The sequence below is a fragment of the Rhodococcoides fascians NBRC 12155 = LMG 3623 genome, from assembly GCF_001894785.1.
Taxonomy (GTDB): domain Bacteria; phylum Actinomycetota; class Actinomycetes; order Mycobacteriales; family Mycobacteriaceae; genus Rhodococcoides; species Rhodococcoides fascians.
The window spans coordinates 22289-45432 of sequence record NZ_BCWW01000020.1; the positions used below are offsets into that span (position 1 = coordinate 22289).

Annotated in this window: 23 protein-coding genes; 16 read left to right on the forward strand and 7 right to left on the reverse strand. The window is 64.4% G+C overall.

Features of this window, described 5'->3' with window-relative positions; all coding sequences use genetic code 11:
* The first annotated feature begins 203 nt into the window (after window positions 1–203).
* From RFA01S_RS26125 to RFA01S_RS26135, 3 genes are read left to right on the forward strand one after another with little or no spacing between them, the layout of a single operon-like run.
* The gene (locus RFA01S_RS26125) at window positions 204–1322 is read left to right on the forward strand and encodes a Re/Si-specific NAD(P)(+) transhydrogenase subunit alpha (protein ID WP_027497944.1); all 1119 of its coding nucleotides are present in this window, start codon (window positions 204–206) and stop codon (window positions 1320–1322) included.
* A complete protein-coding gene (locus RFA01S_RS26130; protein ID WP_027497943.1) occupies window positions 1322–1645 on the forward strand; it encodes an NAD(P) transhydrogenase subunit alpha part 2 in 324 nt (107 codons plus the stop codon). Before RFA01S_RS26125 ends, RFA01S_RS26130 begins: the two co-directional genes overlap by 1 nt.
* Window positions 1645–3066 carry an NAD(P)(+) transhydrogenase (Re/Si-specific) subunit beta gene (locus tag RFA01S_RS26135; protein ID WP_027497942.1) on the forward strand — a complete coding sequence of 474 codons (1422 nt, stop codon included), beginning with the start codon at window positions 1645–1647 and terminating at the stop codon, window positions 3064–3066. Before RFA01S_RS26130 ends, RFA01S_RS26135 begins: the two co-directional genes overlap by 1 nt.
* A gap of 37 nt (window positions 3067–3103) precedes the next feature.
* Here the strand turns inward: RFA01S_RS26135 and RFA01S_RS26140 are convergent, their stop codons facing one another.
* Complete coding sequence (locus RFA01S_RS26140; protein WP_052060462.1) at window positions 3104–3817, reverse strand: hypothetical protein; 714 nt, start codon at window positions 3815–3817, stop codon at window positions 3104–3106.
* 587 nt (window positions 3818–4404) lie between these two features.
* Between RFA01S_RS26140 and RFA01S_RS26145 the strand changes: the two genes are divergently transcribed.
* Both RFA01S_RS26145 and RFA01S_RS26150 read left to right on the forward strand, forming a co-directional pair.
* Window positions 4405–4719 (forward strand): hypothetical protein, encoded by a 315-nt coding sequence (locus tag RFA01S_RS26145; protein WP_139278557.1) that lies wholly within the window; start codon window positions 4405–4407, stop codon window positions 4717–4719.
* A gap of 107 nt (window positions 4720–4826) precedes the next feature.
* Entirely contained in the window at window positions 4827–5852 is a 1026-nt protein-coding gene (locus tag RFA01S_RS26150) for a phosphotransferase family protein (RefSeq protein ID WP_032406302.1), read from the forward strand.
* 2 nt (window positions 5853–5854) lie between these two features.
* On the opposite strand, the gene RFA01S_RS26155 is transcribed toward RFA01S_RS26150, so the two are convergent.
* Window positions 5855–6331: an acyl-CoA thioesterase gene (locus RFA01S_RS26155; protein WP_027497940.1), complete on the reverse strand. Its 477-nt coding sequence runs from the start codon at window positions 6329–6331 to the stop codon at window positions 5855–5857.
* A gap of 173 nt (window positions 6332–6504) precedes the next feature.
* On the opposite strand from RFA01S_RS26155, the gene RFA01S_RS26160 reads away from it, so the two are divergent.
* On the forward strand, window positions 6505–7251 hold the full coding sequence (locus tag RFA01S_RS26160) for a GntR family transcriptional regulator (RefSeq protein ID WP_027497939.1): 747 nt from the start codon (window positions 6505–6507) through the stop codon (window positions 7249–7251).
* Between the two features lie 2 nt (window positions 7252–7253).
* Here the strand turns inward: RFA01S_RS26160 and RFA01S_RS26165 are convergent, their stop codons facing one another.
* Together RFA01S_RS26165 and RFA01S_RS26170 are read right to left on the reverse strand one after the other, a co-directional pair.
* Window positions 7254–7718, reverse strand: a complete 465-nt coding sequence (locus RFA01S_RS26165; RefSeq protein WP_032365560.1) for a PTS sugar transporter subunit IIA — start codon at window positions 7716–7718, stop codon at window positions 7254–7256.
* Window positions 7715–7945, reverse strand: a complete 231-nt coding sequence (locus RFA01S_RS26170; RefSeq protein WP_027497937.1) for a PTS sugar transporter subunit IIB — start codon at window positions 7943–7945, stop codon at window positions 7715–7717. Before RFA01S_RS26170 ends, RFA01S_RS26165 begins: the two co-directional genes overlap by 4 nt.
* A gap of 177 nt (window positions 7946–8122) precedes the next feature.
* Between RFA01S_RS26170 and RFA01S_RS26175 the strand changes: the two genes are divergently transcribed.
* Genes RFA01S_RS26175 through nagB form a run of 3 tightly spaced genes read left to right on the forward strand, consistent with a single transcriptional unit; the run spans window position 8123 to window position 11346 of the window.
* Complete coding sequence (locus tag RFA01S_RS26175; RefSeq protein ID WP_032406301.1) at window positions 8123–9370, forward strand: PTS transporter subunit EIIC; 1248 nt, start codon at window positions 8123–8125, stop codon at window positions 9368–9370.
* Window positions 9367–10551, forward strand: a complete 1185-nt coding sequence (locus tag RFA01S_RS26180) for an N-acetylglucosamine-6-phosphate deacetylase (RefSeq protein ID WP_032406300.1) — start codon at window positions 9367–9369, stop codon at window positions 10549–10551. Before RFA01S_RS26175 ends, RFA01S_RS26180 begins: the two co-directional genes overlap by 4 nt.
* The gene (gene nagB, locus RFA01S_RS26185; protein ID WP_032406299.1) at window positions 10552–11346 is read left to right on the forward strand and encodes a glucosamine-6-phosphate deaminase; all 795 of its coding nucleotides are present in this window, start codon (window positions 10552–10554) and stop codon (window positions 11344–11346) included. It begins immediately after the preceding gene.
* A 1-nt stretch (window position 11347) separates the two neighbouring features.
* Here nagB and RFA01S_RS26190 read toward each other — a convergent pair whose 3' ends face one another.
* From RFA01S_RS26190 to RFA01S_RS26200, 3 genes are all read right to left on the reverse strand, one after another.
* Complete coding sequence (locus tag RFA01S_RS26190) at window positions 11348–12175, reverse strand: shikimate 5-dehydrogenase (RefSeq protein WP_032373985.1); 828 nt, start codon at window positions 12173–12175, stop codon at window positions 11348–11350.
* Window positions 12176–12211: 36 nt separating this feature from the next.
* Window positions 12212–12928, reverse strand: coding sequence for an HNH endonuclease family protein (locus RFA01S_RS26195; RefSeq protein ID WP_032406298.1), 717 nt, complete (start codon window positions 12926–12928; stop codon window positions 12212–12214).
* 95 nt (window positions 12929–13023) lie between these two features.
* On the reverse strand, window positions 13024–13923 hold the full coding sequence (locus RFA01S_RS26200) for an NADP-dependent oxidoreductase (protein WP_032406297.1): 900 nt from the start codon (window positions 13921–13923) through the stop codon (window positions 13024–13026).
* A 91-nt stretch (window positions 13924–14014) separates the two neighbouring features.
* On the opposite strand from RFA01S_RS26200, the gene RFA01S_RS26205 reads away from it, so the two are divergent.
* The 7 genes from RFA01S_RS26205 (at window position 14015) to RFA01S_RS26235 (ending at window position 23071) form a co-directional block, all read left to right on the forward strand.
* Window positions 14015–16858, forward strand: coding sequence for a DEAD/DEAH box helicase (locus tag RFA01S_RS26205; RefSeq protein WP_032406311.1), 2844 nt, complete (start codon window positions 14015–14017; stop codon window positions 16856–16858).
* The gene (locus RFA01S_RS26210) at window positions 16858–17610 is read left to right on the forward strand and encodes an SWIM zinc finger family protein (protein ID WP_032368786.1); all 753 of its coding nucleotides are present in this window, start codon (window positions 16858–16860) and stop codon (window positions 17608–17610) included. The genes RFA01S_RS26205 and RFA01S_RS26210 overlap by 1 nt, the downstream gene beginning before the upstream one ends.
* A gap of 73 nt (window positions 17611–17683) precedes the next feature.
* A complete protein-coding gene (locus RFA01S_RS26215; RefSeq protein WP_032406296.1) occupies window positions 17684–19192 on the forward strand; it encodes a CoA-acylating methylmalonate-semialdehyde dehydrogenase in 1509 nt (502 codons plus the stop codon).
* Between the two features lie 6 nt (window positions 19193–19198).
* The gene (locus RFA01S_RS26220) at window positions 19199–20338 is read left to right on the forward strand and encodes an isobutyryl-CoA dehydrogenase (RefSeq protein ID WP_032383699.1); all 1140 of its coding nucleotides are present in this window, start codon (window positions 19199–19201) and stop codon (window positions 20336–20338) included.
* Entirely contained in the window at window positions 20335–21393 is a 1059-nt protein-coding gene (locus RFA01S_RS26225) for an enoyl-CoA hydratase/isomerase family protein (RefSeq protein WP_032406295.1), read from the forward strand. The genes RFA01S_RS26220 and RFA01S_RS26225 overlap by 4 nt, the downstream gene beginning before the upstream one ends.
* The gene (mmsB, locus tag RFA01S_RS26230; RefSeq protein WP_027497925.1) at window positions 21390–22298 is read left to right on the forward strand and encodes a 3-hydroxyisobutyrate dehydrogenase; all 909 of its coding nucleotides are present in this window, start codon (window positions 21390–21392) and stop codon (window positions 22296–22298) included. The genes RFA01S_RS26225 and mmsB overlap by 4 nt, the downstream gene beginning before the upstream one ends.
* Window positions 22295–23071: an enoyl-CoA hydratase gene (locus tag RFA01S_RS26235; RefSeq protein WP_027497924.1), complete on the forward strand. Its 777-nt coding sequence runs from the start codon at window positions 22295–22297 to the stop codon at window positions 23069–23071. Before mmsB ends, RFA01S_RS26235 begins: the two co-directional genes overlap by 4 nt.
* The last annotated feature ends 73 nt before the right edge of the window (window positions 23072–23144 follow it).

The window sequence follows — 23144 nt, forward strand, 5'->3', positions numbered from 1 at the left end:
CACAATTGCTCGTCCTGTAGTCGCGAAATGTCGAAACGGACTCGATTCAGAACGAATCGGACTGTGTTCTGGGTTACCCGCGCTCCATTTGCTGTGGCTACTATCAGGAACCTCGTGCCTTGTCGCATGGGTTCGTCCACTCGTCGCAGATTTCGAGCCATTGGCCGATCGGTGGGCACCATTCAACGCAGGAAGACGGAGATTTGGATACATCGCAGAGCACTGAAAAGGGTTCGGGATCCACGACGGTCGTCGGTGTGGTCCGCGAATCGGGGGAAGGTGAGCGACGTGTCGCTCTGGTCCCGAAGATCGTTGCCGCGCTCACGGGCAAGGGCGTCGAGGTCGTCGTGGAATCGGGTGCCGGACTCGGCGCTCTGATCCCGGACGAGCTCTATGTCGCAGCCGGGGCCACGATCGGCGATCCCTGGGGCTCGGAGGTCGTGGTCAAGGTCGCGCCGCCCACCGAAGCAGAGATCTCGAGGCTGAAGTCGGGCTCGACGCTCATCGGTTTCCTCGCCCCACGCAATGCCGAGAACAGCATCGGCGCGCTGAAGGCCGCCGGAGTACAGGCGTTCGCGGTCGAAGCCATTCCGCGTATCTCCCGCGCTCAGGTGATGGACGCCTTGTCTTCTCAGGCGAACGTCGCCGGGTACAAGGCCGTTCTGTTGGCCGCGTCGGAGTCCACGAGGTTCTTCCCGATGCTGACCACCGCCGCCGGAACGGTGAAGCCGGCGACTGTGCTCGTTCTCGGTGTCGGTGTGGCCGGCCTGCAAGCCCTGGCCACCGCGAAGCGTCTCGGTGGTCGACCCACCGGCTACGACGTGCGACCGGAGGTAGCCGACCAGGTCCGTTCCGTCGGCGCGCAGTGGCTCGATCTGGGGATCGATGCTGCCGGCGAAGGCGGCTACGCGCGTGAGCTGACCGAGGACGAACGCGTCCAGCAGCAGCGTGCCCTGGAAGAGGCCATCAAGGGATTCGACGTCGTGATCACCACGGCGTTGGTGCCCGGCCGTCCCGCACCGCGTCTGGTGACGGCCGCCGCAGTCGAGGGTATGAAGCCCGGCAGCGTCGTGGTCGACCTGGCCGGTGAGACCGGCGGAAACTGCGAACTCACCGAGCCCGGCCAGACCGTCGTCAAGCACGACGTCACCATCTGCTCGCCGTTGAACCTGCCTGCCACGATGCCCGAGCACGCCAGCGAGCTGTACTCGAAGAACATCTCGGCTTTGCTCGAGCTCATGCTGGTCGACGGCGCACTCGCTCCGGATTTCTCCGACGAAGTGCTCGCCGGTGCCTGCGTGACACGTGAGAAGGAGAACTGATGTACACCCCGCTTCTCGCGAACATCGCGATCCTGGTGTTGTCCGGGTTCGTCGGTTTCGCGGTGATCTCCAAGGTGCCGAACACCTTGCACACCCCGCTGATGTCGGGAACCAACGCCATCCACGGCATCGTCGTGTTGGGCGCGTTGGTCGTCCTCGGAAAGGTGCACGACCCGTCCATCGGACTGCAGGTCATCCTGTTCGTCGCGCTGGTGTTCGGAACCGTCAACGTCATCGGTGGATTCGTGGTCACCGACCGCATGCTCGGCATGTTCAAGTCCAAGCCGGTGCCCGCCAAGACCTCGAAGGGTGCTGACTCCTGATGGACAATCTCGTCAACATTCTCTACATCGTCGCCTTCGGCATGTTCATCTACGGTCTGATGGGTCTGACCGGACCGAAGACAGCCGTGCGGGGCAACCAGATCGCCGCCGTCGGCATGTTCATCGCCGTGGTGGCCACGCTGATATCCATTCGCGACACCGGTAACTGGATCCTGATCATCGTCGGACTCGTCGTCGGCGTGGCGCTGGGAATCCCGCCTGCGCGACGGGTGAAGATGACGGCGATGCCGCAGCTGGTGGCTCTGTTCAACGGCGTCGGCGGTGGCACGGTCGCACTGATCGCATGGGCCGAGTTCCTCGACACGTCCGGATTCTCGAACTTCAACCACGGAGAGTCGCCGACGGTCCATATAGTCATCGGCTCACTCTTCGCGGCGATCATCGGTTCCATCTCGTTCTGGGGCTCGCTCATCGCCTTCTTGAAGCTGCAGGAAACTCTGCCCGGCTCGCCGATCACCATCGGTAAGTTGCAGCAGCCGCTCAACGCTCTGCTGCTGATCGGCGCTGTGGCCGCTGCAGTGGTCATCGGCATCAACGCCACTCCGGGCGGCGGCGTGTCGCAGTGGTGGATCGTCGCGGTTCTCGTACTGGCAGGCATCCTCGGTCTCACGGTGGTATTGCCGATCGGCGGCGCGGACATGCCGGTCGTCATTTCGCTGCTCAATGCTCTGACCGGTCTGTCTGCTGCGGCTGCGGGTCTGGCGCTCAACAACACCGCGATGATCGTGGCGGGCATGATCGTCGGCGCGTCCGGCACGATCTTGACCAACCTCATGGCCAAGGCCATGAACAGGTCCATTCCGGCGATCGTCGCAGGTGGATTCGGCGGCGGCGACGCGGCTGCAGGCCCGGCCGGTGCAGGTGGGGGAACCGCCAAGGCGACCTCGGCGGCAGACGCAGCGATCCAGATGGCCTACGCCAACCAGGTCATCGTCGTGCCCGGCTACGGCCTTGCCGTCGCTCAGGCACAGCATGCCGTCAAGGACATGGCCAAGTTGCTGGAGTCCAAGGGCGTGGAGGTCAAGTACGCCATTCACCCCGTCGCCGGTCGCATGCCGGGACATATGAACGTGCTGCTCGCCGAGGCCGACGTCGCGTACGACGCGATGAAGGAAATGGACGATATCAACGACGAGTTCTCTCGCACCGACGTCACGTTGGTCATCGGAGCGAACGACGTGACCAACCCGGCGGCGCGCAACGATCCGTCGAGCCCGATTCACGGGATGCCGATTCTCAACGTCGATCAGTCGAAGTCGGTCATCGTCCTCAAGCGGTCGATGTCGTCCGGCTTCGCCGGAATCGAGAACCCACTGTTCTTCGCGGAAGGCACGTCGATGTTGTTCGGCGACGCAAAGAAGTCGGTGTCCGAGGTGACCGAGGAGCTCAAGGCCCTCTAGTCGGTCGCCATCTCGGCCCGGATGGGACGCTTCCGTGTCAACGGAAGCGTCCCATTCTGCGTTGGGCGACGAGGGCAGCGGTATCGAACGGGTTTCGAGCCTCGCGGGCAGCGGCTGCGGGTGAGAAGAGCATCACCACCGAGCACGCCGGCCACCACACGCCCGTGATCAGCAGTGCGCTGACAATCCCGACGGGGGAGACGGACCCGACGGCCAGTTGTGCCACTCCGACAGCGAGGGCGGCGACGGTTCCGAGCCCGAGGATCATCGGCCGCCACGTGGCCGATGCCACCATCGACGCGGCCCCCACCAGCGCTGTGACAGCGACGAGCTGCCCGCTCGGAAGGTCGGTGGCCGTTGTCGACGACGCCGCGAGGTGACGCACCAGAGCTGTGGTCACTTCCGCGCCGAGGACGCAGGCAATCACCACCCCGATGCCGTAAGGCAGTTTTCGGACCAGGGCGACAACGGTGAGGGCGGCGAGGACGGTCAGCACGGCGGTGACGTCGATCGTGCTCAGCGCTCGCGAGGCCAGGGCGGCGGCCGGGCTCGTGGAGACGGGCCACACCGGTGCCAGGTTCGGCACCCACATCAGTAGTACCGACAACAGCACCGCGCAGAGGCCCGACACCGTCAGCCGGGTACGGATCGCCCGTCGGTGCGCTCGCTCGCTCGTGTTCGCCGAACGGCTCTCGTTGCCGGCTCCACGGGGTGACCGGATCGGTCCGCTGTCGAGACTCGGTGATCGCATGGACGCCAGACTGCCGCAGTCGGCTGAGCGTGAGGTGTGAGCATCGTGGGAGCCGGCTGAGCATCTGCGGTAACGGTCGGATCACGACGAAGAAGCGTCGATTGCTTGTTGTAGCCGCAACCTAGTAATGGTGATCTGTCAAATTCCTGGAGTCTGCAAACAGCCGAAAAACCAAACCAGAAGTAGAATTTGACCCTACAACCAACCGATCGGTCGGAGTGTCTGGTCCAGTGCGGTGTAGAGGAGGCTACTCGACTGCGGCTCCGAGTAGTTGCTCTCGAGTGTCGCACCTCGCCTACCTGGACTTTTGTGCGGAGTTTGTCTCCTGTCACAGTATTTTGAAATGCGAACTATGAATTCGTTGCAAGTCGTTGATCGGATGGGCCGATCTGTGTGACTATGGTCACATAGTCCAGTTCACCCTGGGCGAGACCGTCGAAAAGGGCGTAGTTTCAGCCGCATCGGAAAACCGTATTCCCCCGTTACGGCCAAGTTGGTAACGATCTGAACACGGTCTGGTCGGCTCATCGCAACTCGTGAACGGGCATTCGGCACCAACAGAAGTCGGAAACTCGAAGGAGAAGAACATGACCACAATGTCGCAGGGGCAGCTCGATATGGTCCGCGCGTTCTTTTGCAACGAGTTCCAAGCGGACTCGCTGGACCGTACGGTGATGCCGGAGCCCACGGCCGATGCCGTTGCCGAATGGATCGACGCGCTGTCCACCAGTGGACTGTTCGCGCCAGCGGAGGTGCACAACATCTCGGCCGTCTGGTGTGCCGAGCCCGAGTCGATGACCGCACTGCTCGTCGGCGAAATCGACGAAATTGCTGTCAAGCGGCACGAGGCCGCTGCCGTTGCTACTCCGGCGCTGATCTCCGCGTTCGGTCGCGCCAGCTGACCGTCTGTGCTTGTGCCACCGGCATCCGTTGGCACCGCTTCGTTACGATCACCCGAACCGGTGATGTCCGTCGGCAACGGTGCCGCACAACGAAGTGAGGGTTTTGTATGGGCGTGGTGGGCTTGGACGAAGATGCAGTGTCGACGTGGATCGCGGAGCTGGGGATAGGCGCAACATCGCCGCTCTCGTTTCAGCGCATCGGTAACGGCCAGTCCAACCTCACGTACGCGGTTCGCGACGCCGGTGGCAGTGCGTGGGTCCTTCGCCGGCCGCCGTTGGGCAAATTGTTGGCGTCGGCTCACGACGTCGTGCGCGAGCACCGGATTCTCTCCGGTCTGCAGAATTCGCCGGTCCCTGTGCCGAAAATGATTGCGATCACGCAGGATCCAGCCATTTCCGAGGTTCCGTTGGTCCTGATGAGTTTCGTCGACGGGGTCGTCGTCGACTCGGTGTCGGCTGCCGAACAGTTGGACCCCGATCAGCGTCGACGTGTCGGACTCGGTCTGACCGCGGCGTTGTCCGACATACACCGTGTCGACCTAGAGTCGTCGGGTCTTGCCGACCTCGCCGGCCGCAAGCCCTACGCTGCGCGTCAGATCGCGCGGTGGACCACGCAGTGGGACTCCTCCCGAACCCGGGAGGTTCCTGGAATCGATTCGCTCGCAGCACGATTGACGGCCAAGATCCCCGAGCAGCACGAGGTGACGCTGGTTCACGGCGACTTCCATCTGAGCAACGTCATCACCGCTCGAAACGACGGCCGCGTGGTTGCCGTCGTCGACTGGGAGTTGTGCACGCTCGGAGACCCGTTGGCGGATCTGGGTGGTCTGCTCGCCTACTGGCCTCAGGCGGACGACGGGGTTGCCGGTCCTTTCATGGCATCGACTCTGCCCGGTTTCCCTACCCGGGCGGAGCTGGTCGAGTCCTACGCGTACAACACGGGCCGCGATGTGGCCGATGCCGGATTCTGGGAAGTGCTGGCGCTGTGGAAGTTGTCGATCATCGCCGAAGGCGTCATGCGCCGGATGGAAGCCGATTCACGCAACCGCGCCGTGGGCGGCGCGCCGACCACCACGCTGATCGACGACATCGTCACCCGAGCGCTGCAGCGCGCCGACGAAATCGGGCTCTAGATTCAGGCGTCTACTGACGTTCCGATCACCAAAGTGCGTGCTGCGGTTTCGATTTCGGAGGGAATGGGGACGGGACGGCGGGAGTTCGCGTCGACGTAGACGTGAACGAACCGTCCCCGAGCGGCCAATGTCAGTGCGTCGTCCTCGGCTTCTCGGAACAAGGCCAGCGAGTAGACGATGCTGCGGGTGCCCAGCTTCTCCACCGCCAGACCGACCTGGAGGCGATCGGGAAAACTGAGCTCGGACAGATAGCGGCACGAGGTTTCGGCCACGACGCCGATCGCGGGCAGAGTCCTGATGTCCACACCCGTCGTTTCCATGAGCCACCCGTTCACTGCGGTGTCGAAGTATGCGTAATACGTCACGTTGTTGACGTGGCCGTAGTGGTCGTTGTCGTCCCATCGGGTCGACACCGGCCACAGTGCCGGGAAATCCGACGCATTCGACAATTCCACGCTGTCCTTCGGCGACTCCGTCATGGCACGACGCTAACCCGTCGCCACGTCGGCAACAAACGCGACCGGATTCGAGGCATCGGAGAGCTGAGTCCGGGCGAATGCTTCCTCGGTATCGCCGTCGTGACGTAGTCTTTGGTTGGACCGGACCAGTCCGTACCGCTGGTTCTGCGAGTGATCGAAAGGCCGGCGCAGTGGTGATGCCCGTACACCTGAGGGACAGTCAGATCCCGAAGCACGAACAGCTACGCGCAATACTGTTGCACCGCTGCACCAAGGAGCTTTCGCCGGGGGATCTGATGCCGAGCGAGCGTCGGTTGATGGAGGACTACGGCGTCAGTCGCATCACGGTACGCGAGGCGATAGGACAGCTCGTCAACGACGGACATCTGGTTCGGGTACGTGGGAAAGGGACGTTCGTTGCTTCTCGTACCGTGCAGTCGCGGTTGCACCTGGCGTCGTTCTCCGAGGAGATGCGTGCCCAGGGGCTGACGCCGACGACGGTGGTCCTGTTCGCGCGACTCGAAAAGCCCTCGGCAGCAACGATTCGTGCTCTGGGCCTGGTCGACGGTGATCGGACGTACCACATCAAACGGCTACGGCTGGCCGATGCCGAGCCGGTCAGTGTCGACGACGGGTGGTACCGGGCCGAACTCCTTCCGGGGCTGATCGACCACGATCTGAGTCAGTCGGTGTACGAGGCCGTGCGCAACCACTACGGCCTGACCATCGATCGAGCCGAGCAGACCGTCAAAGCGACAGCCGCCGACAGTGACACTTCCACGCTGCTGGGGACCAAACGCGGCGCACCGGTGCTGTACTTCGACCGAGTGTCGTTCAGCGGCGACGAGCCGATCGAGCACACGGAGAGTTGGTACCGGTGCGACCGGTACCAACTCTCGATGGAGGTGCAGGGGGAGCGGCGCACCACGCAGCGACGCTAGGCTCAGGGCAACACGAACAGCGAGTCACCCTGTGCCACCGACGTTCCGACGGCCGCGCTCGTGACGGCATCGGGCTCGGAGTCCATCAGGACCACGGGAATCACGTCGGAGTATCCGGCCTCCGCGATCGCCGCAGGGTCGTAGGTGATCACGAGATCGCCGGATTGAACCCGATCGCCCTCTGCTGCAACGAGTTCGAAACCCTGGCCCTTCATCTTCACGGTGTCGATGCCGATGTGCACCAGCACTCCCGCCTTGTCGTCGGTGAACACGACGAACGCATGTGGGTGGAGTTTGAGGATCTTGCCGGCTATCGGAGACCGCACCTCGACGGGCCCGCTACCGGCCGCTGGGCGCACGGCGACCCCGGAGCCCACCATCTGCGAAGAGAAGACCGGGTCGGGGACGTCGGCGAGCGAGATGACCTGACCGGCAACAGGACTGAAGATCGTCGAGGTCCCGCTCACAGAATGTCGCCGATGTCCTCGGCGAGGGTGTCGGCCTCCGGGCCGACGATGACCTGCACGGCTGTCCCCTTGTGGAACACTCCGTGCGCACCGGCTGCCTTGAGCGCAGCCTCGTCCACCAGCGACCCGTCCTTGACCTCGGTACGGAGCCGGGTGATGCACGCTTCGATCTCTACGATGTTGTCGGCACCGCCGAGGCCCTTCACGATCGCGTCCGCCTTGGCCATGTTCTGTTCCCGCTTCCTTCTCGTGTGCAGTGGTGTCGGCGAGGTCACATCTCCGGGTTGACATGTGGTCGTCACCTGGCCAAACTACAACTGGTAATGACCGGACAGTACCCCTGATGTCATCCGGTCACAACAGTAGAACTCCCTTGCCGGACCAGCCTCGAAGAGAAGGTCGCCATGACCCTGAAGAAGACGGACTCGGCCGAAGCCGAACCGAAGAAGGAATCCAGATCTCTCGCCGGGTTGCAGCGATTCGGGCGCAGTCTCATGCTGCCCATCGCGGTTCTTCCTGCGGCGGGAATCCTGTTGCGGCTGGGCCAGGACGACCTCCTCGGCAGATTCAGTGCTCTGGGCACCGCGGCGGCCGTCATCTCCGCTGCAGGACAGGCGGTGTTCACCTGGTTGCCCTTGATATTTGCCGTGGGCATCGCCATCGGCTGGGCCAAGAAATCGGACGGCTCGACCGCCCTCGCCGCCGTCGTCGGCTACATGGTGATGAACGGTGTCTTCACCGCGATGTCACCGGTGGTACTGGAAGGCAAAGTCGACGCGAACGGCGATCCGGCCGTGATCGACTACGGCGTGTTGGCCGGCATCGTCATCGGCTTGCTCTCCGCCATTCTGTGGCAGCGGTTCTACCGCCAGAAACTGCCGGATTACCTCGGCTTCTTCAGCGGACGACGTCTGGTTCCCATCCTGACCGCTGTCACCGGCCTCGTCGTCGCCGTCGTCATGTCGTTCGTCTATCCGCTCTTCTACAGCGCACTGAACTGGGTCGGAAACACCGTTGCCGATCACAGTGTGGTGGGTAGCGGGATCTACGGTTTCGCCAATCGCATGCTGATTCCGACGGGACTGCACCACATTCTCAATTCGGTCGTCTGGTTTCTCGTCGGTGATTATCAGGACGCGAGTGGTCAATTGGTGCGTGGCGATCTCAACCGATTCTTCGCGGGAGATCCGTCCGCGGGAGTCTTCATGACCGGCTTCTTCCCCATCATGATGTTCGCTCTGCCTGCCGCTGCATTCGCGATCTATCGCAACGCCAAGCCGTCGCAGAAGAAGATCGTCGGCGGAATCATGTTGTCCACCGGTCTGACTGCGTTCGTCACCGGCATCACCGAACCGCTCGAGTACTCGTTCATGTTCGTCGCCTGGCCGCTCTACGTCATCCACGCCGTGCTGACCGGAACCTCCATGGCACTGACCAATGCCCTGGGAATCCATGACGGCTTCTTCTTCTCTGCCGGCGGTATCGACTATCTGTTGAACTACGGAATCGCTACGAAGGCATGGCTTCTCATTCCTATCGGCCTGGTGTATGCGGTGATCTACTACTTCCTGTTCAGCTTCGTCATCAAGAAGTGGAACCTGCGCACCCCCGGCCGCGAGGACGACGCGGTGCTCGAACCCGACCGGGCATGAGCGAATCCATCACGACGGCGCTCCGGGGGCGGGTCGTCACACCCGATGCGGTCATCGACGACGCCGTCGTGGCGTTGTCGGGCGATCGAATCTCCTGGGTGGGTCCGGTGGTGGCGTGGCCCGACGAGGCCCCACCGCAATCGAACTCGACCATCCTGCCGGGGCTGGTCGACGTGCACTGCCACGGCGGCGGCGGGGCGTCGTTCCCGGATTCTGCCCGTGCCGATCTGATGAACGCGGTACGGCACCACCGTGGCCGCGGCACCACCACGATGCTCGCATCGCTGGTGTCGGCATCCCCTGGGCGACTGGTCGAGCAGACGTCGACGCTCGCCGATCTGTACGAGTCGGGGGACATCGCCGGGGTCCACCTCGAAGGGCCGTTCCTGTCTGTTGCCCGCTGCGGGGCGCAGGACCCCGCGTCACTCCGTGGCGGCGACACCGGTCTGCTGGCAGACATCATCGACGCCGGGCGGGGATCGGTACGGTCGATGACACTTGCTCCCGAAGTCGACGGCTTCACGGCCGTCGGACACATGTTGCGAGAGAACGGCATCGTCCCCAGCATCGGGCACACCGACGCCGACGCACGCACCACTCGCAGCGCAATCGACGCCCTCGGAGAGGGTGCCATCGGTGCCACGCACCTGTTCAACGGGATGCCCACCTGGCATCATCGGTCGCCGGGGCCGGTCAGCGAGTGCTTGGCTGCCGCGGCGCGAGGGTCGATGGTGCTCGAATTGATCGGCGACGGAGTACATCTCGCCGACGAGACCGTGCGAGCGGTGTTCGATCTCGTCGGCGGTGGGAACATCGCGTTGGTGTCCGACGCGATGGCCGCGGCGGGAATGGCCGACGGCCGCTACCGGCTCGGGCCGCTGGATGTCACCGTGCACGATTCGGTCGCTCGCCTGTCGCGGGAGAACGATCCCGAGTCGGCCCCGATCGCGGGCGGCACGTCGAGTGTGCTCGACCTGGTACGCCGCGCAGTGCTCGACGCCGGCGTGCCATTGCTCGACGCAGTGCGTGCCGGGGCAACCACCCCGGCAGCATTGATCGGGATCGGGGCCGAAACCGGTTCTCTCGTCGCCGGATCGAGAGCGGACGTGCTGGTGGTCGACGCATCCTTCGAGCCGGTGCAGGTCATTCGCGGCGGACGCGCGATCGAGGAGGAAAGTTAGATGGAGATCGTCGTACTCCCTACAGCTACCGACGTGGACCGAACCGCGGCCGACGTCGTCGAGCGCGTCGTGCGAACCGACTCGGTCCCGGGATCGGGCCCCGTCCTCGGGTTGGCGACCGGGTCGAGTCCCGTCGGCACGTATCGCGAGCTGGCCCGCCGACATCGCGAGGAAGGGCTGTCCTTCGCTGGGTGTCGAGCGTTTCTGCTCGACGAATACATAGGGCTACCCAGAACTGCTGAGCAGTCGTATTTTTCGTTCATTCGCGAGAACTTCGTGGACCTCGTCGACCTGGACGATTCCGCGGTGTTCTCGCCGGATGGTGAAGCCGTCGACATCGCTGCCGAAGCGCGACGATACGACGCCGCGATCGGGGAGGCCGGTGGTATCGATGTGCAGATTCTCGGCATCGGCACCGACGGACACATCGGCTTCAACGAGCCCGGATCGTCACTTCGGTCGAGAACCCGGGTCAAGACGCTCACCGAACAGACTCGGGTCGACAATGCGCGCTTCTTCCCCTCGCCGGAGGAGGTGCCGCACCACGTGCTGACGCAAGGCCTCGGCACCATCGACGAGGCGCGTCATCTCGTGCTCATCGCTACCGGAGAATCCAAGGCAGACGCGGTGGCCGCGGCCGTCGAGGGGCCGTTGTCGGCACGCTGTCCTGCGTCCGCGATTCAGTGGCATCCACACGTGACGGTACTGGTGGACGAGGCAGCTGCCGTGTCCCTCGCTCTCACGGACTACTACCGCCACGCCTACGCGAACAAGCCCGCGTGGCAACGCCTGTGAGTCAGCGACGGGAGAATTCCGACGCCCGCTGGATCTGATCGTCGGACGGGCGAACTCCGGTGTAGAGAACGAACTGTTCTGCTGCCTGCAGGGCAATGACCTGAGCGCCGGTGATCACCGGTTTGTTCGCCGCACGCGCCGCGGTGATCAGCGGTGTCTCCGACGGCATCGCGACCACGTCGAACACTGCCTGTGCCGCATGGATCTGCGACTCGGTGAAGGGAGTCGAATCGGCAGCGGGGCCGCCCGCCATTCCCACCGGGGTGACGTTCACCAGCAAGTCGGCTTCGACGGACTCGGCCGACCAGTCGTATCCGTACGCCTCGGCGAGAGCCGGACCGGTCGACGTGTTGCGGGCAACCACGGTGCCGCGGGTGAAACCCGAATCCCGCAGTGCGGCAACGACTGCCTTGGCCATACCGCCGCTGCCGGTCACGGCCACCGAACAGTCGGTCGAGATATCGCTCGACGCGAGCAGATCGGCCACAGCCTGGTAGTCGGTGTTGTAGGCGTGCAGCACGCCCGCCTCGTTGACGATGGTGTTGACCGATGCGATCGCGCTCGCAGATTCGTGCATGACGTCGACCAGCTCGATCACGTCTTCCTTGAACGGCATGGAGACCGCGCATCCCCTGATACCGAGTGCACGGACTCCACCGACCGCGGCCGCGAGATCGGTGGTGGTGAACGCCTTGTAGACGAAGTTCAATCCCAGTTCGTCGTACAGGTAGTTGTGGAAGCGGGTTCCGATATTGCTCGGCCTTCCCGACAGAGACATGCAGAGCTGGGTGTCACGGTCGAGAAAGCTGCGCGACGACGTCGTTGCCATTGGCCAGACTTTACCGCCCGCGTTCGCATCGCTGGATCAGCAGCCGGGGGCCACCGAAGCGAGGGCGCGGCGGTCGGCCTCGGTGATCGGCAGCTCGTACTGGGCCGCCACCGACAGATATTTGCCCGCGTAGAAACAGTGGTACGCCGCGTTCGGCGGCATCCACTGCGACGGCGTCTTGTCGCTCTTGCTCTGGTTGTCCGGCCCGTTGACCGCCAGCAGATTGAACGCGATGTCGTTCGCGAAACGAATGCGCTTGTCCGCTGCCCAGCTGTCGGCACCCATGTCCCAGGCGGCAGACAACGGATAGACGTGATCGATCTGGATCTTGCCGGCGTCGGACTTGGTGAACTGCAACCGTTCACCGGAGTAGGGGTCGTCCAGGGAGCCCGAGAGCACCACGCAGTCTCGGGTGCCGGCCTTGAACTCGACTTCGGTCATCGACAGTGCCAGCACGTTGTCGCGGGTTCCACACCCGTCGTGCCCGCCCGGTCCGTCGTAGTCGTCCGTCCACGCCGGTCCGAACACGCACCCTTCACCGCTCTTGCATCCGCGCTCGTACCCACGAGGATCGGGTCGTGCGGCGACGACGGCCACCCGATCCAACAGCGTTTCGATCTGGGCGCGGGTGGGGCTGCCCGGAGCCGGGGGCGGGGGAGCCAATCCCGGTATGTCGGACCGGTCACAGGATTCGAACGTCGCCATGACGATCGCGGCGATCACCAACGCCGCCGCTACCCACAGCTTCTTCACACACGCCCCATCGTGAAACTTCGATCTTGCCGACTCTCGTACCTCGCGACAGCAGTGTGCCGGACGGTACCGACACCGCCCGACACGGTCGGGTGTCAGCGGACCTCGATGACGACCTTGCCGAGTGCGTGCCCGTTCTCCACGAGCGCAAGAGCCTCGCCTGCGCGGTCGAGTGGAAACGTGTGATCGATGCGTGGACGAAGGACGCCCGTCACGACCAGATCGGCCAATCGGGTGAACGCCGCAGTGGTGCGCTCGCGCACTGCTCCAGACCCACCCCACTGGGCGGCGAGCACCGGGTCGGCCACGCTGACGATCGGAGCGCCGGTCTTCGCAGCGGCCGCGCGAAGAGTGTCGCCGCCGACCAGATCGACGATGCCGTGCACCGGCCGCGATATCGAACCGACGTACTCGGGTCCGGACTCGACGAACTCTGCACCGAGGCTCTCGATCCACTCCCGCTTGCCCGAGCTCGCCACCCCGAGAACGTCGATACCGTCGGCACGCGCCAGCTGCAGAACCGAAGAACCCACACCGCCGCCTGCGCCGAGAACGAGAACCGTGTCGCCTGCAGTCAGCGCCAACCCTCGCAGTGCGTCCAAGGCGGTCCCGGCCGCCACCGGCAGTGTCGCCGCGACCGACCAGGACACGGCCTCGGGCTTGTGTGCCGTACCGGCCGCGTTGAGCAGCGTGTACTGCGCATAGCCGCCGTGACCCGACGCCGTTGCCCCGAAGACCTCGTCACCGACCGAGAACCCGTCCACTCCCGAGCCGACGCCCACAACAGTGCCCGACACCTCCCGCCCCAGCACCGCAGGCAAAGTGATCTGCACGGTGTCCTTGCGATTACCCGCCCGCACCTTCCAATCTGCGGGATTCACCCCCGCGGCATGTACCGCCACGAGAAGCTGCCCCGATCCCGGTTCCGTCACGGGGAGGTCCAGAAATGTCTCGGTGTCGGGGCCGCCGTATTCGTCGAAGCCGTACGCGATCATGGGACCACTGTGCCTCATCGATGACACATCGGTGCCTCATCGAAGACACATCGGCGCCGGGTATGTCGGTGCGTGCTGGTTGGATGGACCGATGCTGCACGGTCTCTGGTCTCCCGGTGCCGGATTGCTGCTCTGGGACGACGAGATCAGCACCGGAGACGAACCCGACCTACCGGCGACACACTCGCACGTGCTCACCCGCACGTTCCGGCATCGCGCCCGAGTGACGTTTCCCGACTCCACTCGACGCGCCACCCCTCGGGATCCGGTCGAACTGCCGGCGATCGCGCTGGCTCCGCACGATGCGGCCGACCTGTTGCTCCGCACCCCGTCGACCCACCCGCTGATCTCCGGAGACCTCCGGTTCCTGGGCCACGTCGCCCAGGGCATCGAACGGTGGGTCCGAGCCGGACGAGTGGTGCCGGCACTGAAATTGATGGACGGCCAGTGGTGGCCGCGTTGGCGGCTGGTCGGCGGCGAGCGTCAACGCGCGTGGCTCAGCGAGCTCGCTGTTGCGATGCCGTCGGTGCAGCGGGCGAACGAACGGCCGAAGAAGCTTCTGGACGACATGGTCGAGGAGCTCACCGACCCGATCGTCAGATCGGTGCTCGGCAAGCCCGACTCCGAGCATCCGTTGCTGTCGGCCCTCGTGCGTGACGATCCGTATCTCGATGGGACGCAGAAGATCTCGACGCTGTTCGACAATTGGCGCGCCAGCCTCACCGTCGACGAACCGGCGCTGGTGCTGCGCCTGCTCGAACCGGACGACCAGGACGGCGAGACGGGTGATGCCGACGGTGCCGCGGACGATGCCGTCGAGTCGTTCTGGACACTTCAGGTGTGCCTGCGCGCGGACGGGGAGGCGCCGCGTCCGGTCCCGATGAGCCGCAAGGTCGACGCGACCTTGCTGTCGACGGCAGTGCGCAAACTCGGCGAGGCCGTGGCTGCCTACCCGAGGCTGCGTGATCTGCCCACCCAGGAGGGCACCCTCGACCTGTTGTTGCCCACGTCGGTGGTTATCGACCTCGTCGAACACGGTGCCACTGCGCTGCAGGCCACCGGCACGACGGTCCTGCTGCCGAGGGCGTGGACCAGGTTGGATCCGTCGATGCGATTGCGGGTCGAGTCACCCGCGGTGACCAAAGCTGCGGCCGATCGTGCCGTCGGTATGGACGAGCTGGTGTCGTACGACTGGCAACTGCAGCTGGGCGACATGGTGCTCACCGAGGCGGAGATGAACCGGCTTGCCGTCTCGAAGGGCGACCTCGTCCGGCTGCGCGGGCAATGGGTGCTCGCGGACGGGGGACAGCTGGCGCGGGCCGCGAAGTACGTCGCCGAGCATCACGGTGACGGGACTGCGCTCAGCACGCTGATGCGTGAGATGACGTTGGCCGATCCGCCTCCGGCTCCGGTCCAGGACATCCGAGCCACCGGCTGGGCGGCAACATTGCTCGAACCCGGGGCGGTTCCGGAAACCATCCCGGTGCCCGACGGTGTCCGTGCGACTCTGCGGCCCTACCAGCAACGCGGTCTCGACTGGCTCGCGTTCATGAGCCGGCTCGGTCTCGGTGCCGTGCTCGCCGACGACATGGGCCTGGGCAAGACACTGCAGGTGCTCACGCTGCTCGCTCACGAGAACAGTGCGACTCCGACGCTGTTGGTGGCCCCGATGTCGGTGGTCGGTAACTGGCAACGCGAGGCCGCGAAATTCACTCCTGCACTGCGTGTTCTGGTGCACCACGGTCCGACGCGGTTACGCGACGAGGAGCTCGATCGAGCGATCGCGGAGCACGACCTGATCGTCACCACGTACGCATTGATGGCCAAGGACCGCGCGCAGTTGGCCGCACAGACGTGGCGTCGGGTGGTTCTCGACGAGGCGCAGCACATCAAGAATGCAGGCACCGTGCAGGCGAAGGCGGCGCTGGCCATTCCGGCCGATCACAAACTGGCGCTCACCGGGACGCCGGTGGAGAACCGGCTGGACGAGCTGAGGTCCATTCTGGATTTCGCGAACCCGGGCATGCTGGGACGTCCGTCGGACTTCAGGAAGCGGTTCTCGGTGCCGATCGAGCGGGAGAACGACGAGAACGCCGTCTCGCGGCTGCGTGCCATCACATCTCCGTTCATTCTGCGTCGCGTCAAGACCGATCCCACGGTCATCTCGGATCTGCCGGAGAAGAACGAAATGACCGTGCGCGCCAACCTCACTGCCGAGCAGGCGGCGTTGTACAAGGCGGTCGTCGACGAGATGATGGCGCAGATCGCCGACGCGAAGGGCATGAAACGCAAGGGTGCGGTGCTCTCGGCCCTCACCCGCCTCAAACAGGTGTGCAACCATCCCGCGCATTTCCTGTCCGACGGTTCGGCGGTGCTCAAGCGAGGTCAGCACCGTTCCGGAAAGATCGGCTTGGTGGAGGACATGCTCGATTCCGTTCTCGGTGACAACGAGAAGGCGTTGTTGTTCACGCAGTTCCGCGAGTTCGGTGAGCTCGTGGCACCGTATTTCGCCGAGCGTTTCGGAGTTCAGGTGCCGTTCCTGCACGGCGGCGTGAGCAAGGGCAAGCGCGACGAGATGGTCGAGAAGTTCCAGAGCGACGACGGTCCGCCGATCATGATGCTCTCGCTCAAGGCCGGTGGTACCGGGCTCAATCTCACTGCCGCCAATCATGTTGTGCACCTCGATCGTTGGTGGAATCCGGCGGTAGAGAACCAGGCGACCGACCGCGCCTTCCGTATCGGCCAGCGCAAGAATGTGATGGTGCGCAAGCTGCTGTGTGTGGGCACAGTGGAGGAACGCATCGATTCGATGCTGGTGTCGAAGCAGGATCTGGCGGATCTGGCGGTGGGCACCGGTGAGAGCTGGGTGACCGAGATGGACACTGCGGAACTGCAGGAACTGTTTCGTCTCAGCGAAGATGCGGTGGGGGAGTGATGGCCGACTTCTCGCAGTACGGTAAGCGTCGACAAGCCAAGGGCGGCATCGAGTCTCGTAACAAGCGGGGTGCCTTCGGCCAGACGTGGTGGGGCAGGCACTTCGTGGCCGCGATGGAAGATCTGGCCGATCCGGGCCGGATCGCACGGGGCCGGACCTATGCCCGCCAGGGGCAGGTGCTCACTCTCGGCGTCGAACGCGGGCAGATCTACGGTGAGGTGCAGGGCAGTCAGCTCGAGCCGTTCTCGGCGTCGGTCAGCGTGGAGCCGCTCACCGAAGGCGAGGTGGCCGCGCTCGTCGGCCGAGTGCGATCCAACCCCGGCATGCTGGCGGAACTCGCGTCCAACGCGATTCCTCAGGCGCTGGCGTCGGTGCTGCTTCCCCACGACAAGGGGCAACTGGATTTCGACTGTTCGTGCCCCGACGACGGGTGGCCGTGCAAACATGCGGCAGCGCTGATGTACATCGCCGCCGAGCACATCGACGCGTCCGCGGGGACGATCCTGACACTGCGCGGTGTCGATCTGGATCAGTTGATCGAGGGGGTCGGCGACAGCGACGAGGAGTTCGACCCGGACGACTGGTTCGGCGATCGGGCGGCGTTCCCCGAACTTCCGAAAGTGTCGTTCGCTCCGGCGACGGACGATCTCGATCCGCTGATCCTGCGCAGAATCTTTCGCGCCGACGGTTCGACGGAGGCGGAAGTCAGCCGGGCCTGCGCTGATCTGCGCGCGTTCTACGACCGAATGTGACCGCTCCTGGACTTGCATGGACATCCGACTATAGGATGAGCGTACTTAATTCCACGCTCGAGGACGGACACCCATGGCTCGCGAACTCACGCACTTCATCGGCGGCAAGCATGTCGCCGGCACCTCCGGACAGTTCGGAGATGTGTTCGATCCCAATACCGGTGAGGTGCAGGCCCGGGTGCCCCTGGCCGACGTATCCGAGGTCGAGGCCGCCATCGCCGACGCCGAGCAGGCGCAGCGTGAGTGGGCGAAGTGGAACCCGCAGCGGCGCGCTCGGGTGCTGATGAAGTTCCTCGCGCTCGTCACCCGCGACACCGAAGAGCTCGCGCGGCTGCTCTCGTCGGAGCACGGCAAGACCATCGCCGACGCCAAGGGCGACATCCAGCGTGGCGTCGAGGTCGTCGAGTTCGCGGTCGGTGTTCCGCACCTGCTCAAGGGTGAGTACACCGAGGGTGCGGGTGGCGGTATCGACGTCTATTCGATGCGTCAGCCGCTCGGTGTCGTTGCCGGTATCACCCCGTTCAACTTCCCGGCGATGATTCCGCTGTGGAAGGCCGGCCCGGCCATTGCCTGCGGTAACGCCTTCATTCTCAAGCCGTCCGAGCGGGATCCGTCCGTGCCCCTCAAGCTCGCCGAGCTGTTCCTCGAGGCAGGTCTGCCGCCGGGCGTGTTCAACGTCGTCAACGGCGGCAAGGATGCCGTCGACGTGCTGCTCACCGACGATCGCGTCAAGGCGATCGGCTTCGTTGGATCGACGCCCATCGCGCAGTACATCTACGAGACGGCGGCGCAGCACGGCAAGCGCGCACAGTGCTTCGGTGGGGCGAAGAACCACGCTTTGGTGATGCCCGATGCCGATCTCGACGAGGTCGCCGACGCTCTGCTCGGAGCCGCATACGGTTCGGCCGGCGAGCGATGCATGGCGATTTCCGTCGCGGTTCCCGTCGGTGAGGAGACCGCCGACGCGTTGGTCGCCAAACTGACCGAGCGGGTGGCGAAACTGAAGATCGGCCGCAGCGACGACGAGACCGCGGACTTCGGCCCGCTCGTCGGTAGCGATGCGTTGAAGCGCGTCAACGATTACACCCAGATCGGTGTGGACGAGGGTGCCGAGTTGGTCGTCGATGGACGCGGATTCAGTCTCGAGGGCCACGAGGGCGGATTCTTCGCCGGCGCAACGCTGTTCGACAAGGTGACCACCGACATGCGCATCTACAAGGAAGAGATCTTCGGTCCGGTCCTGATCGTCGTGCGCGCGAAGGACTACGAGGACGCGCTGCGTCTGCCGTCCGAACACGAGTACGGAAACGGCGTCTCGATCTTCACCCGCGACGGCGACACCGCTCGCGACTTCTGCTCCCGCGTCCAGGTGGGCATGGTGGGCGTCAACGTGCCGATTCCGGTGCCGATCGCGTACCACACGTTCGGTGGTTGGAAGCGTTCGGGATTCGGCGATCTCAACCAGCACGGACCGGATTCCATCCGCTTCTACACCAAGACCAAGACCGTCACTCAGCGTTGGCCGTCGGGCACCAAGGAAGCAGCTGCGCAGAATCACTTCGTCATTCCGAACATGGACTGATCGACGATGTTCACGTTGAACGAGGACGAGCGTGCCATCAACGACACTGCTCGTGATTTCGCGGACGAGTTCCTCGCACCGAACGCCGTCGAATGGGATCAGCAGAAGCACTTTCCGGTGGACGTGCTGCGCAAGGCTGCTGCTCTCGGGATGGGCGGCATCTACATTCGTGAAGACGTGGGCGGATCGGGCCTGACCCGCGTCGACGCGGTGCGCATCTTCGAGCAACTCGCCACCGGTGACCCGTCCATCGCGGCCTACATCTCGATCCACAACATGGTCGCCTGGATGATCGACACGTACGGCGACGACGAGCAACGGCAGCGCTGGCTTCCGGGGCTGTGCTCGATGGACCAGCTCGGTAGCTACTGCCTCACCGAACCCGGCGCTGGATCCGATGCGGCAAAGCTCGGTACCAAGGCCGTCCGCGACGGTGACGAGTACGTGCTGGACGGCGTCAAGCAGTTCATCTCCGGCGCAGGCACTTCCGAGGTGTACGTCGTTATGGCCCGCACCGGAGCGCCGGGTCCCCGCGGCATCTCGGCGTTCATCGTTCCGAAGGACACGGCGGGACTGTCGTTCGGAGCGAACGAGAAAAAGATGGGATGGAACGCTCAACCCACCCGCCAGGTGATCTTCGAAGGTGCCCGCGTTCCTGCTGCCAACCTGCTCGGCGGCGAGGGCGACGGATTTCGGATCGCGATGAACGGGCTCAACGGCGGACGCATCAACATCGCCGCGTGCTCGATCGGCGGCGCACAGTCCGCTCTCGACAAGGCCGTGTCCTACCTCGCCGACCGCAACGCATTCGGCGCCAGGTTGCTCGACTCGCAGGCCCTGCAGTTTCGACTGGCGGATTTCAAGACCGAGCTCGAAGCTGCGCGAACTCTGCTGTGGCGAGCAGCGGACGGGTTGCAGAACAATGCAGCCGACAAGGTCGAGATGTGCGCGATGGCCAAGCGTTTCGGTACCGATACCGGCTTCGAGGTCGCCAACGGGGCGCTGCAGTTGCTCGGCGGATACGGTTATCTCGCCGAGTACGGTGTCGAGAAAATCGTTCGCGACCTTCGGGTCCACCAGATTCTGGAAGGTACCAACGAGATCATGCGCGTGGTCGTAGCTCGCTCCATCGTGGGTGCAGCATGAGCGATGTCCTACTGGAGGTTTCGGGCGGGATCGGTCGCATCACTCTGAACCGCCCCAAAGCCATCAATGCACTCTCGCATGCGATGGTTCAGCTGATAGCTCCGGCGTTGACGCAGTGGGCAACCGACGACAGCGTCGATGTCGTCCTGCTGACCGGAGCCGGCGAGCGCGGATTGTGCGCGGGCGGCGACATAGTCTCGATCTACCACGACGCCAAGGACGGCGGCAGCGGAAGCAAGGACTTCTGGCGCGACGAGTACGTGCTCAACGCCGCGATCGCCCGCTTCCCCAAGCCCTTCGTCGTGATCATGGACGGCATCGTCATGGGCGGTGGCGTCGGGCTCTCGGCCCACGCGAACACCCGCATCGTGACCGAACGTTCGAAGATCGCGATGCCCGAGGTCGGCATCGGATTCATTCCCGATGTCGGTGGCACCTACCTTCTTTCGCGTGCGCCCGGCGAAACCGGTACCCACTTCGCGCTCACCACGGCGCGGATGAATGCGGCCGACGCCATCGCGGTCGGATTCGCCGATCACTACATTCCGTCGGACAAGCTCGAGGAGTTCTACACCGCCCTCGAGACGGTCAGTGTCGGGGAGGCCGTCGACACGTTCAGCGAGTCGGCTCCGGAATCCACCGTCGCTGCTCAGCAGGAGTGGATCGACGAGTGCTACGCAGGTGACGACATTCAGGGCATCGTCGACGCTCTGGCTGCATCGCCGGTGCCGGAGGCGCAGCAGGCGGCAAAGGACATCGCGTCCAAATCGCCGGTGTCTCTTGCGGTGACGCTGCGGTCGCTGCGACGGGCGGCGACGCTGCCCTCCCTCGAGGCCGTGCTCGACGAGGAGTACCGCGTGTCGGTCGCGTCGCTGAGCAGTCACGATCTGGTCGAGGGAATTCGGGCGCAGGTCGTCGACAAGGATCGCAACCCCCAGTGGCAGCCGGCCACGTCGGCGGATGTCACTGCCGAGGATGTCGACCGATACTTCGCGCCCCTGGGCGACGCCGAACTCGGTCTGTCGAAAGCACTTACAGAAGGTGAGCAGTCATGAGCGAGAAGACGATCGGATTCATCGGCCTCGGGCACATGGGTGGACCGATGGCCGCCAACCTGGCTGCGGCCGGGTACACGGTGCAGGGCTTCGATCTTGTTCCCGCGGCGCTGGAGCAGGCCACGAAGGACGGCGTCACTGTGGTGGAGTCCGCGGTTGCGGCCGTCGCCGGAGCCGACATCGTGATCACGATGTTGCCGAACGGAAAACTGGTACTCGGGCTGTACGGGGACCTGCTTCCGGCCGCGGCACCGGGGACGTTGTTCATCGATTCGTCGACCATCGACGTCGCCGACGCGCATGCCGCGCACCGGCTGGTGCACGAGGCCGGACACCGTAGCCTCGACGCTCCGGTCTCGGGCGGTGTCGGGGGAGCGGCCGCAGGCACGCTCACGTTCATGGTCGGTGGTTCGGAGGACGATTTCGCCTCCGCCGCTGCCGTTCTCGACGTCATGGGCCGCAAGGTCGTGCACTGCGGGCCGGCGGGCAACGGTCAGGCCGCCAAGATCTGCAACAACATGATTCTCGGCGTATCGATGATCGCCATCAGCGAGGCCTTCGTGTTGGGCGAGAAGCTCGGCTTGAGCAATCAGGCGCTCTTCGACGTGGCATCGACTGCGTCCGGCCAATGCTGGGCGTTGACGACCAATTGCCCGGTGCCCGGTCCGGTTCCGACGAGCCCGGCGAACAACGAGTACAAGCCCGGATTCGCGGCGGCCCTCATGGACAAGGATCTGGGTCTGGCTGCGAATGCACTGCGCGACAACGGGGTCGAGGGAGTACTCGGACTTCGCGCAGCCGAGCTCTACGCTCGGTTCAAGGAAACGTCCGGCGGCGGAACCGACGTGGACTTCTCCGGCATCATCAACGACATCCGCGAACGCTCGAACGGAGCTGCTCAGTGACCGACTACGAAACCATACTGCTCGAACGCCGGGGACGCGTCGGCATCATCACGCTGAACCGTCCGAAAGCATTGAACGCGCTGAACTCTCAGTTGATGCGTGAGGTCGTGTCGGTGGTCGAGGAACTCGATGCAGATTCCGAGATCGGTGCCATTCTGATCACCGGATCCGAACGGGCTTTCGCAGCCGGGGCCGACATCAAGGAAATGCAGCCCAAGTCGTACATGGACGTGTACCTCGACGACTTCTTCGCGGCGTGGGATCGACTGGCCGCGGCGCGGACGCCCCTCATCGCGGCGGTCTCCGGTTATGCACTCGGTGGCGGCTGCGAACTCGCGATGCTGTGTGATGTGCTGATCGCCTCCGACACCGCGGTATTCGGACAACCCGAGATCAAGCTCGGCGTCATTCCGGGAATCGGTGGCTCGCAGCGCCTGACGCGTGCGGTGGGCAAGGCCAAGGCCATGGAGATGTGCCTGACCGGCCGGAACATGAAGGTCGAGGAAGCGGAGCGAGCAGGATTGGTCTCGCGCATAGTGCCGGTCGCCGATCTTCTCGACGACGCCATCGCAACCGCGACCACGATCGCCGAGATGTCGCTACCGGTTGCCATGATGGCGAAGGAAGCAGTGAACCGATCGTTCGAGTCGAGCCTTCGTGAGGGAGTTCTGTTCGAGCGCCGCGTGTTTCATTCGACGTTCGCCACGGAGGATCAGAAGGAAGGCATGTCGGCTTTCATCGAGAAGCGCACGCCCAACTTCCAGCACCGGTAGTGCTGGCCGCACTTTCGGGTCGTTCCGCGGGCTCCACGCGTGCTTTCAGGTCGTTCCGCGGGCTCCACTTCCG

Bases quoted from the DNA above. Each gene is read 5' to 3' on its own strand.
- RFA01S_RS26130 (WP_027497943.1), top strand. From the start codon at position 1,322: ATGTACACCCCGCTTCTCGCGAACATCGCGATCCTGGTGTTGTCCGGG.
- RFA01S_RS26135 (WP_027497942.1), top strand. From the start codon at position 1,645: ATGGACAATCTCGTCAACATTCTCTACATCGTCGCCTTCGGCATGTTC.
- RFA01S_RS26140 (WP_052060462.1), bottom strand. From the start codon at position 3,817: ATGCGATCACCGAGTCTCGACAGCGGACCGATCCGGTCACCCCGTGGA.
- RFA01S_RS26145 (WP_139278557.1), top strand. From the start codon at position 4,405: ATGACCACAATGTCGCAGGGGCAGCTCGATATGGTCCGCGCGTTCTTT.
- RFA01S_RS26150 (WP_032406302.1), top strand. From the start codon at position 4,827: ATGGGCGTGGTGGGCTTGGACGAAGATGCAGTGTCGACGTGGATCGCG.
- RFA01S_RS26155 (WP_027497940.1), bottom strand. From the start codon at position 6,331: ATGACGGAGTCGCCGAAGGACAGCGTGGAATTGTCGAATGCGTCGGAT.
- RFA01S_RS26170 (WP_027497937.1), bottom strand. From the start codon at position 7,945: ATGGCCAAGGCGGACGCGATCGTGAAGGGCCTCGGCGGTGCCGACAAC.
- RFA01S_RS26175 (WP_032406301.1), top strand. From the start codon at position 8,123: ATGACCCTGAAGAAGACGGACTCGGCCGAAGCCGAACCGAAGAAGGAA.
- RFA01S_RS26180 (WP_032406300.1), top strand. From the start codon at position 9,367: ATGAGCGAATCCATCACGACGGCGCTCCGGGGGCGGGTCGTCACACCC.
- nagB (WP_032406299.1), top strand. From the start codon at position 10,552: ATGGAGATCGTCGTACTCCCTACAGCTACCGACGTGGACCGAACCGCG.
- RFA01S_RS26190 (WP_032373985.1), bottom strand. From the start codon at position 12,175: ATGGCAACGACGTCGTCGCGCAGCTTTCTCGACCGTGACACCCAGCTC.
- RFA01S_RS26200 (WP_032406297.1), bottom strand. From the start codon at position 13,923: ATGATCGCGTACGGCTTCGACGAATACGGCGGCCCCGACACCGAGACA.
- RFA01S_RS26205 (WP_032406311.1), top strand. From the start codon at position 14,015: ATGCTGCACGGTCTCTGGTCTCCCGGTGCCGGATTGCTGCTCTGGGAC.
- RFA01S_RS26210 (WP_032368786.1), top strand. From the start codon at position 16,858: ATGGCCGACTTCTCGCAGTACGGTAAGCGTCGACAAGCCAAGGGCGGC.
- RFA01S_RS26215 (WP_032406296.1), top strand. From the start codon at position 17,684: ATGGCTCGCGAACTCACGCACTTCATCGGCGGCAAGCATGTCGCCGGC.
- RFA01S_RS26220 (WP_032383699.1), top strand. From the start codon at position 19,199: ATGTTCACGTTGAACGAGGACGAGCGTGCCATCAACGACACTGCTCGT.
- RFA01S_RS26225 (WP_032406295.1), top strand. From the start codon at position 20,335: ATGAGCGATGTCCTACTGGAGGTTTCGGGCGGGATCGGTCGCATCACT.
- mmsB (WP_027497925.1), top strand. From the start codon at position 21,390: ATGAGCGAGAAGACGATCGGATTCATCGGCCTCGGGCACATGGGTGGA.